Origin of the sequence: Phenylobacterium sp. (assembly GCF_036723115.1) — a bacterium.
Lineage (GTDB): Bacteria > Pseudomonadota > Alphaproteobacteria > Caulobacterales > Caulobacteraceae > Phenylobacterium.
Genome location: NZ_DAIMHV010000107.1, coordinates 1 through 9,102, shown reverse-complemented (window position 1 = coordinate 9,102; position 9,102 = coordinate 1). Strand labels below are relative to the sequence as shown.

8 protein-coding genes are annotated in these 9,102 nt (G+C 67.7%); 3 read left to right on the top strand and 5 right to left on the bottom strand.

The genetic code is table 11. From position 1 onward, the window contains the following. From bcsA to V7D28_RS11175, 4 genes are all read right to left on the bottom strand, one after another. Nucleotides 1–2,038, bottom strand: a 2,038-nt coding sequence (bcsA, locus tag V7D28_RS11190; RefSeq protein WP_333587465.1) for a UDP-forming cellulose synthase catalytic subunit, incomplete at its 3' end; no start/stop codon positions are given. A 267-nt stretch (nt 2,039–2,305) separates the two neighbouring features. Further along, nucleotides 2,306–4,243 (bottom strand): polysaccharide biosynthesis protein, encoded by a 1,938-nt coding sequence (locus V7D28_RS11185; protein WP_333587464.1) that lies wholly within the window; start codon nt 4,241–4,243, stop codon nt 2,306–2,308. Between the two features lie 206 nt (nt 4,244–4,449). After that, on the bottom strand, nt 4,450–5,136 hold the full coding sequence (locus tag V7D28_RS11180; RefSeq protein WP_333587463.1) for a TorF family putative porin: 687 nt from the start codon (nt 5,134–5,136) through the stop codon (nt 4,450–4,452). 191 nt (nt 5,137–5,327) lie between these two features. Continuing rightward, nucleotides 5,328–6,128, bottom strand: coding sequence for an SDR family NAD(P)-dependent oxidoreductase (locus V7D28_RS11175; protein ID WP_333587462.1), 801 nt, complete (start codon nt 6,126–6,128; stop codon nt 5,328–5,330). Between the two features lie 135 nt (nt 6,129–6,263). Between V7D28_RS11175 and queF the strand changes: the two genes are divergently transcribed. Then, nucleotides 6,264–6,719 (top strand): preQ(1) synthase, encoded by a 456-nt coding sequence (queF, locus tag V7D28_RS11170; protein ID WP_333587461.1) that lies wholly within the window; start codon nt 6,264–6,266, stop codon nt 6,717–6,719. Nucleotides 6,720–6,935: 216 nt separating this feature from the next. Here queF and V7D28_RS11165 read toward each other — a convergent pair whose 3' ends face one another. Continuing rightward, nucleotides 6,936–7,553 carry a nitroreductase family protein gene (locus V7D28_RS11165; RefSeq protein WP_333587460.1) on the bottom strand — a complete coding sequence of 206 codons (618 nt, stop codon included), beginning with the start codon at nt 7,551–7,553 and terminating at the stop codon, nt 6,936–6,938. A gap of 69 nt (nt 7,554–7,622) precedes the next feature. Here V7D28_RS11165 and V7D28_RS11160 point away from each other — a divergent pair, with 69 nt between their 5' ends. Together V7D28_RS11160 and cysE are read left to right on the top strand one after the other, a co-directional pair. After that, entirely contained in the window at nt 7,623–8,249 is a 627-nt protein-coding gene (locus V7D28_RS11160) for an NUDIX hydrolase (RefSeq protein ID WP_333587459.1), read from the top strand. Between the two features lie 12 nt (nt 8,250–8,261). Next, nucleotides 8,262–9,102: serine O-acetyltransferase (gene cysE, locus V7D28_RS11155; protein WP_333587458.1), on the top strand; the 841-nt coding region annotated here is incomplete at its 3' end.

Below are 9,102 nucleotides of genomic sequence, written 5' to 3'. Positions count from 1 at the left end.
GGCTCAGACTGGCGGTCAGCAAGCTGGCCAGTGCGGCCAGAGGATTGACCGGCGGCGGCTTGCCGGCGGGCTGCCAGGCGTCGGCGCGGCCCATGATGGCGGAGACCAGCTCCCGCCGACGCGCCAGCGACATTTCCTCGAACTTCACGCGCAGCACGCCGCCCGCCTGGCTTACCAGGGTCACCGGGTAGTTGAGCCAGCGGTCATTGCAGAGCATTTCAAACCGGGCGACCTGCGCGGGGTCGAACGACAGGTGGGGCGGCAGCGGCACTGAAAGGCCCCCCATGGAGACTTCATCGGTCACCGCTTCGACGAGCTGGCCATCTGTCAGGTGAATACGGATGGGCAGATGGGCGCCGACGCGGACGAAGTAGCGCAGCTGCCGGGTCTCGCGACCCACCGCCAGGGCCACCAGCAAGATGAGCAGGCTAAAGGCCGACCAGCCGGTGTTGAGCAGCAGGGTGCCGACATTGACCTCATACCGGTCGGGCCAGAGCAGCTTGCCAAAGCCCGTGGCCACGCCGGCGATGAGCAGGCTCGCGGCCAGAAGATGCGGCCACATCAGCTTGGCGTCGAAATAGGCGCGGTCGAGGATGCCGCCCTTCTCGGTGACGTTGAACTTGCCTCGCTTCGGGTCGATCAGGGTCTGCAAGGTGGGTTTCACCAGATGGAAGGCCAGCAGCGTCTCGTAGATCTCCCCCCAGAAGGCGCGGCGATCCTTGCCCTGCAGGTGGTTGGCGGTGCTGATGGCGAAGAAGAGGTGGGGGGCCGCATAGGCTGCGATCATCGCCGCCGAGGCCTGGATGACGTTCTGGCCAAACAGCAGGAAGGCCAAGGGCGAGGTCAGGAAGACCACCCGGGGCAGCGGAAACATGAAGTGCAGCATGGCGTTGAGGTAGCAAAGCCGCTGGGTCAGCTTCAGGCCCGGTCCCATCAGCGGATTGTCCACCCGGAAGATCTGGATCATCCCCCGCGCCCACCGCGCCCGCTGGCCGATGTGCAGGGCCAGACGCTCGGTCGCCAGGCCCGAGGCCAGGCGGATCTCCAGATAGGCGGTGTTCCAGCCGCGGCGCTGCAGCTTCAGGGCGGTGTGGGCGTCCTCGGTGACCGTCTCGCCGGCGAAGCCGTTGGTCTCCTCAAGCGCCCGCCGGCGGATAAGGGCGCAGGACCCACAGAAAAAGGCGGCGTTCCAGAGGTCGTTGCCCGGCTGAACCACCCCATAGAACAGCGCCCCCTCGTCGGGGATGTCGCGCATGGTCACCAGATTCCGCTGCACCGGATCGGGCGAATAGAAGTGGTGCGGGGTCTGCAGCAGGGCCAGGCGATCGTCGGCCTGGAACCAGCCCGCGGTCATTTGCAGGAAGGCGCGGGTGGGGATGTGGTCGGCGTCGAAAATGCAGACCAGCTCGCCTGAACTCTGGGTCAGGGCGTTGTTGAGATTGCCGGCCTTGGCGTGAAGGTTGTTGTCCCGGGTGATGTAGATCGCCCCGGCGGCTTCGGCGAAGGCGCGAAACTCCGGGCGGCGGCCATCGTCGAGCAGATAGACTTTGAAGCGGTCGCGGGGATAGTCCATGGCCAGGGCGGCCAGAACCGTGTCGCGGACGATCTGCAGGCTCTCGTTATAGGTTGGGACGAAGACGTCGATGGTGGGCCAGGTCTCCACCGGCCCCTCGATGGGGCGCACCGGTCGGCGCAGGGGCGCTGCGGTCTGGACGTAACCCAGCACCAGGATCAGCCAGGCATAGAGCTCGGCCAGGAACAGCCCCCAGCCGAAAAGGCCGCTCGCCAGATCGGGGAAGTCCAGGGTCTCTGTGGTCCGCCAGAAGATATAGCGGGTGCTCACCGCCACCGACAGCAGGCAGAGCGCGATGGTGACCCGCCGGCTGTCGCGCCGCCGCATCAACAGCCCCGCGCAGATGGTCGCCGCCCCGAACAGGATCTGTCCCGGCAAGTCCAGCGGCGTGACCACCGCCACCAGGACGGCCAGGGCGGCCAAGGCGAGGGCGGTCCCTGCGGCTATGGTATTGAGGCCTCTCATGGCGAAAACATACTTCCGCGTAGAAGTCATGAGCGACAGTAAGACCGCCCAAAATGGGGCGAGCCAAGGTCTTTATAAGCAATCGACGCGCATGAGTTCCAAGAACATCATGGTTAAGTAAATCGAAAAATGTAGTAACAGGGTTCGATGTTTGCGCGGTGGGTCTGGGGCCTTCGAATGCCCGCAGGTAAACGCCCGGCGTTGGCCGGGGCGATGTCTGATCGATAACGGGGAGAAGCCCGGTTGGGCCTCGCCGGCGCCTTGGCCTCAGGCCTTGCCGACGACTTTCAGCTTGGGGGCCGCGCCAGAACGTTGACCACGGATTTGCGCGATCAGGTCGAAGAGGGCGTTGCGAACCCCCTCGGCGTCGGCCTGTTCGGCCAGGGCTTCCAGGGTCTGGAGGTGGCCCGGCGTGATCCGCAGGGCCGAGTTGGAGATCACCTGCAGCACCTTGGGCGCGCAGGGCTGGGCCTGTTCGGTCTCGTCCAGCAGGGTTTCGGTGAGCTTTTCGCCCGGCCGCAGCCCCGTCACCTTGATCTCGATGTCCCGCTCGGGAACCAGGCCTGACAAGGCGATCATCTGGCGGGCCAGATCCATGATGCGCACCGGTTCGCCCATCTCCAGCAGGAAGAGTCTGGCCTGATCGTCCTTCTGTTTGGCGCTGGCTGCCGTGGCGTGCAGGACCAGCTGCACCGCCTCGGGGATGGTCATGAAGAAGCGCGTCATGTCCGGGTGGGTCAAGGTCACCGGACCGCCCCGCTCGATCTGCGACTTGAAGATCGGCACCACCGAGCCTGCGGAATTCAGCACATTGCCGAACCGCACCGCGGCGAAGCGGGTGCCCGAACCCGTGGTCTGCTGGGCTTGAATCACCGCCTCGGCCAGACGCTTGGTGGCGCCCATGACATTGGTGGGGTCGACGGCCTTGTCGGTGGAGATGAGCACCATCTGGGCGGCGCCGCTGGCGCGGGCGGCCTCGGCCACGTTCCAGGTGCCCACCACATTGGTCAGCACCCCTTCGCAGGGGTGGCGCTCCACCATGGCCACATGCTTGAGCGCCGCGGCGTGGAAGACGAGGTCGGGCTTGTGCAGCAGGAAGTGGCCCGACAGCCGGCCGGCATGGCGCACATCGCAAAGCACGGCGGTGCGGGGCAGGTCCGGCTGGGTCTCGGCCAGTTCGCGTTCGATGGAGAATAGCGCGGCCTCCGAGGAGTCCAGCAAGATCAGGTGAGCGCAGTCCAGGCGGGCCACCTGGCGGGCCAGTTCGCCGCCGATACTGCCGCCGGCGCCGGTGATCAGCACCCGCCGGCCGCGGACCAGGTCGGCCACCGGCGCCTCGTCCAACTGGATGGGCTCGCGGGCCAGAAGTTCGTCGACGCTGACGTCGCGCAGGGGCATGAGCGCGGGGCCGTCATGCTGACGAAGATCGACGATGCGCGGCAGGCGCAGCAGGCGCACCCCGTCGGTCTTGAACCGGCCCAGGTGATCGGCGCGCAAGCCCTTCAGCTTGCTGGGCTCTTCCAGGAAGAGGACGGCCCGAGGCGACCGGTTCCAGCGGCGCAGATCGGTCAGCGCATCGTCCAGCTTGTCCAGGCTCTCGATGATGCACACGCCCCGGACCTGCTGGCCCACGTCGCGCATGTCGGTGCCGATGATGCCCACGGGGGCGTAGCGACGGTCGCCGGAGCGGGCGGCCTCGCGCAGATAGGAATCGGCCAGGGCCGGCGGGCCGATCAGCAGCAGGGCGGGCGGCGGCGCGCCGGTCTCGACAATGGGGCGCGGCCCCATGCGGCCGATGGCGTGCTCATGGATGGCCCGACGCACCACGCGCAGGCTGAGGCAGCCCGTGGCCTGGAACACCGCGGCCATGACCAGAGCCGATCGCGGCAGGGTCGAGGCCCGGTCGACGATCCAGACGGTGAGCAGGAAGAGGATCGCGGTGAGCGCGGCGATTCGCGCGATCACCAGGGCGTCGGGAATCGAGGCGTAGCGCCAGGGGGACAGTTCGCGCCGAAACACCGCGGTGAACAGGGCGGCGAAGGCGGCGTAGATGGCCGTGAGCTGGACGATGTTCAGGGACGGCTGGCCGTCGAAACCCATGTCCGGCAAGGCCGATGGCGAGAGGAGGTAGGCGCAGAGGAAGGCCAGGGCTGCAATGGCGACATCGACCACGACGGTCTGCGCACGCAAGGCCATCCGCACCATAGGGCTGCTCTCCGCGATTCCCTGCCGTTTGCGCACCATAGATGGCGCAATCGGCCCCTCCAAACAAACTCAATCCGGGCGTGAAGACGCGCCGGACGAAGCACCCGCCCGCCATCTAGATCAGCATTGCGGCTCGATCATGTTGGAAATGAGAAAGGCCGCCGCACAATGGCGACGGCCCTTCAAACAGGTCAGGCGGATCAGCCTTAGAAGGCCGCCGTCAGGCTCGCCACCACGCGACCTTCGCCGAGCTTGCCCAGGGCGTCCTCGTTGGTGTCGTGGTAACGCAGGTCGAGGCCGAAGGTCTCGTTGAAGGCCACGCCGACGCCGATGTTCCAGGTGGTGTAGTCGCCGCCAGCGTCGAAGGCCTGATGGCCCAGCGCGCCGCTCACCGAGAACATGTCGTTGATCGGAGCCGCCGCGTTGATTTCGTAGTAGTAGGCGTCGCCGATGCCGCCGAAGAAGTCCGGCGAGTAGTAGAAGGCCGCGCCGATTTCAGCCGGGCCGGCCGGCACGGTGCCCGAAGCCGCGAACTCCCAGTAGCTGTAGTTCGAGTTCGAGGGCGCATTGGCGTAGGCGTAATAGATGGCCGAGAAGTCCAGCGCGACCGGGCCAGCCTGCGGGGTCACGCCCACATAGAAGTCGATCTCAGCGTCGGTGCTGTCGTTGAAGTCGACGTTGGAGGCCCAGACGCCGGCATAGGCCATGTCGGTGAGCGCGATATCGGCGCCGCCGAACACCTGGAAGTTCTCGTCGGTCTGGCTGACGCCCCGGAACACATAGTCCGAAGCGACGCCGAAGTTGAAGCTGATGGGCGATTCCTGGGCGGCGGCCGCGCCGCCCATGGCAAGCGTCGCCGCGGCGGCGAGAAGCGTGAGCTTAATGGTCTTCATTTCGTTTATCCCCTTGTGTTCCCGATCCGGCGTCGCCCGACCGATGTTCTGCATCCTCATGGTGGAGGCTGGCAGATCAATCCGGGCCGCCCGCTCGACCCCACCTCCATAAACCGTGCGCGAAAATTGACCATACCGCGAAAGGGGCGCCGAAAAATCCGGCGCCTTACTGTCACGCTTCCGCAACACTGCTACCGCATGGCGAGCGGGGCATACCCCAGGTGGGTTCCGGCATCGACCAGCAGGGTCTCGCCGGTGATGTGACGGGCGGCGGGCGAGGCCAGGAACACCGCTGCTCCGGCCACGTCCTCGGCGGTGGAGGCGGCTTTCAGCGGGGTGGAGGCCGCCGCCCCCTGGCGCATCTTCTCCGCCCGCTCGGCCGACACGCCCTTGCCGAACCAGGGCGTGTCGATGAAGCCAGGGCAGACCGCATTGACCCGGATCTTGGGCGCCAGAGCCCGGGCCAGGGACAGGGTCATGGTCGTCAGGGCCCCCTTGGACGCCGCATAGGGCACCGAAGAGCCGATACCCATGACGCCGGCGATGGAGGAGGTGTTCACCACCGCCGCAGCCGAAGGCGCGGCCTCCAGCAGGCTGCGGCAGGCGCGCAGAGTCTGATAGGCCCCCACCACATTGACCTTATAGAGGTCGAGGAAGTCGTCAGCGCTGACGGCGTCCAGGTCGGCGTGACTGGCGAAGCGGGTCATGCCGGCGTTGTTGAAGAGGGCGTCGATGCGCCCCAACGGCGCGGCGGCCTCGGCGATCCTGCGGCAGTCGGCGTCATCGGCCACGTCGCCCTGGACCAGAACCCCCTGCGCGCCCTGGGCCTCCACGAGCTTGCGGGTCTCTTCGGCCTCGGCCTGGCTGCGGGCGTAGTTGATGACCACGGCCCGCGCGCCGCGGGCGGCGGTCTCCACGGCGATGGCCCGGCCAAGCCCGGTGGAGGCGCCGGTGATCACCACCACGAAGTCCTGGAAATCCCTGCCGCTCATTCTCTGTCCTCCTAACTGACGCGCCCGCTGCCGGGGCCTTTGGCTTAGGTGATAGCCCGCGGCGCGGGCCCTGTCGCGCGGGCCCTGTCGCGGGGGTTGGTTGCCGCCCGCGCCGGCGAGGGCTAAAGCGGGCCGATGGAAGAGATGCAGCTGACCCAGCTGGGCCGCGAGGTGCGCGGCTTCGACAGCCCTGAGGCGGCGGTCCTGGAGCGGGTGGCCAACCCCCAGGCCGACACCCTCTATCTGGCCCGCTTCACCGCGCCGGAATTCACCTCGCTCTGCCCGGTCACCGGCCAGCCCGACTTCGCCCATCTGGTGATCGACTACGCCCCCGACGCCTGGCTGATCGAATCGAAGTCGCTGAAGCTGTACCTCGCCTCGTTCCGCAATCACGGAGCGTTCCATGAGGATTGCACCGTCTCCATCGGCCGCCGCATCGTCGAGGTCGCCCAGCCGCGCTGGCTGCGGATCGGCGGCTACTGGTATCCCCGGGGCGGCATTCCCATCGACGTCTTCTGGCAGTCGGGTCCGCCGCCCGAAGGCCTCTGGCTGCCCGATCCCGGCGTCGCCCCCTATCGCGGCCGGGGCTGAGGGCCGGGCGAGCTTTGCGCCCCGCGCCCAATTTGGGCTGACACGCCCAGGCGCCTCACAGGCCGCATCAAGGGCGCCGACTGGCTAAGTGTCGGTTTCTAGGCTATATAGTATGAGCCCAACTCTCCTCGGGCGTGTCACCTGGGGCCGGGCGGCGCGGTGCGCCGTCCGGCCTTTGTGTGTCCGCCTTGCCGAGCCGAAGGCGGTGTCGCCCCCTCAGGCGGGCGGGGACCAGCGGGTGACCTGGGCCGAGACGACCGGCCGGTCACGCTCCAAGGGCGTCTCCTTGGCGGTGCCCATGAAGATGAAGCCCGCCACCCGCTCGCCGGGCTCCAGCCCCAGGATCTTCAAGGCGTCGGGGTCATAGGCGTACCAGTCGGTGATCCAGTTGGCGCCATAGCCCATGGCCGTGGCCCCGTAGAGAAGGTTGGCGCAGACCACCGCGGCCGACATCAGCTGTTCCCACTCCGGAATGTCGCCGGGCCGGGGCCGGGAGACCACGGCCACGCCCATCGGGGGCGCCTTCAGCTTGCCGAGCTTGGCGACCTGCTTCACATCGCCCCGGGCCTCGGCCAGGGCCTGAAGCCGGGCGGCGAACTCGGTCTTGGCCGCCGCATCCAGGATGATCAGGCGCCAGGGGGCGAGCTTGCCGTGGTCGGGAACCCGCACGGCCAGGCGCAGCAGGCTCTCCACATCCGCCTCACTGGGCGCAGGCGCGGTCAGGGTGAGCGCGGTGGCCGAGCGGCGGGTGGCCAGGAAGTCCAGAACTTCGGGCCGCGCTTTCAGCGGCAGGGGTTCGCCAAAGGCGGCGGGATCGGGGAGGGAGAAGGCCAAGGGATTCCTTTTCTGAAGAAGAGGCGCCAGGGTCGAGGCGTCCGCCACCGCCATCGGTCATTTGAGAATATGTCGCAAAAACCTCCGGAGCGCCACCCCCCGGCCTGGCTGAGGCCTCATGGGCGTCCCTGGTCATCGACGACGTCGCGCCTCGTCTATGACAATCCCTGGATCAGGCTGGAGGAACATCAGGCCGCCGCGCCGACCGGAGCGGCGGCCATCTATGGCGTGGTGCGCTTCAAGAACCTGGCCCTGGCCATCCTGCCCCTGCACGAGGACGGCACGGTCAGCCTGGTGGGCCAGCATCGCTTTCCCCTGGCCGACTACAGCTGGGAGATCCCCGAGGGCGGCGGGCCGCTGGATCGTGATCCCCTGGAAAGCGCCCAGCGGGAGTTGCGGGAAGAGGCCGGACTGGAGGCGGCGCAGTGGCGCGAGGTCCTGCGCGCCCAGCTTTCCAACTCGGTCACCGACGAGCGGGCGGTGGGCTTTATCGCCTGGGATTTTCGCCCCGTCCCCAAGGCGCCGGACGCCACTGAAGACCTGGCCCAGGCCCGTGTCCCCTTCCGCGAGGCGCTGGAATGCGCGCTTTGCGGCCAGATTTCCGATATGCTGTCAGTGGCGATGCTGCTCCGAGCCTACCATATGGCCAGGGAAGGGGCCTTGCCGCCGGCGCTGGCGCGCCAGCTGCTGAGCTAAAGGGAGACGAAGATGGGCCGGGAAGAAGCCAAGCATCTGGAGGTCATCGATCCGGCGCATCCGCCGCCGGTCTGGGCTTCCCTGCGCAACGAGGCCGAACGCGCCGCCCGCGAGGAGCCGGGCCTGGCCTCTCTCCTCAACGCCGTCATCCTCAGCCACGGGGCCCTGGGCGACGCCCTGTCCTACCAGCTGGCGCGCAAGCTGGGCGACCAGGAGCTGCGGGCCATGAGCCTGCGCGACATCGCCGAACAGGCCTATGCCGCAGCGCCCGAACTGGTGGACGTGGCCGAGGCCGACCTCAAGGCGGTGTTCGAGCGCGACCCCGCCTGCAAGGGCTATGTCCAACCCTTCCTGTTCTTCAAAGGCTTCCTGGCCCTGCAGACCCAGCGCATCGCCCACTGGCTTTGGGGAGAGGGGCGCGACACCATGGCCTTCTATCTGCAGAGCCGCATGTCCGAAGTCTTCCAGGTGGACATCCACCCGGCCACGCGCATCGGCTCGGGCGTCTTCATCGACCATGGGACCGGCATCGTCATCGGCGAGACCGCGGTGATCGGCGACGACTGCTCCCTGCTCCAGGGCGTCACCCTGGGCGGCACGGGCGCTGAACGGGGCGACCGCCACCCCAAGATCGGCAAGGGCGTCTTGCTGGGGGCCGGCGCCAAGGTCCTGGGCAACATCACCATCGGCGACCACGCCAAGATCGCCTCGGGCTCCGTGGTGCTGAAACCCGTGCCCGCCCATTGCACGGCCGCGGGCGTTCCGGCCCGGCTGGTCAACTGTCCCACCTGCGACGAACCGGCCCGCAGCATGGACCACACCCTGGCCGAAGCTGTGTACGACTACGTCATCT

What these genes read in the sequence shown, in the direction of transcription:
- queF (WP_333587461.1), top strand. Translation starts at nt 6,264, where the DNA reads ATGGAAGAGATGCAGCTGACCCAGCTGGGCCGCGAGGTGCGCGGCTTC.
- V7D28_RS11175 (WP_333587462.1), bottom strand. Translation starts at nt 6,128, where the DNA reads ATGAGCGGCAGGGATTTCCAGGACTTCGTGGTGGTGATCACCGGCGCC.
- V7D28_RS11185 (WP_333587464.1), bottom strand. Translation starts at nt 4,243, where the DNA reads ATGGTGCGGATGGCCTTGCGTGCGCAGACCGTCGTGGTCGATGTCGCC.
- V7D28_RS11180 (WP_333587463.1), bottom strand. Translation starts at nt 5,136, where the DNA reads ATGAAGACCATTAAGCTCACGCTTCTCGCCGCCGCGGCGACGCTTGCC.
- V7D28_RS11160 (WP_333587459.1), top strand. Translation starts at nt 7,623, where the DNA reads ATGTCGCAAAAACCTCCGGAGCGCCACCCCCCGGCCTGGCTGAGGCCT.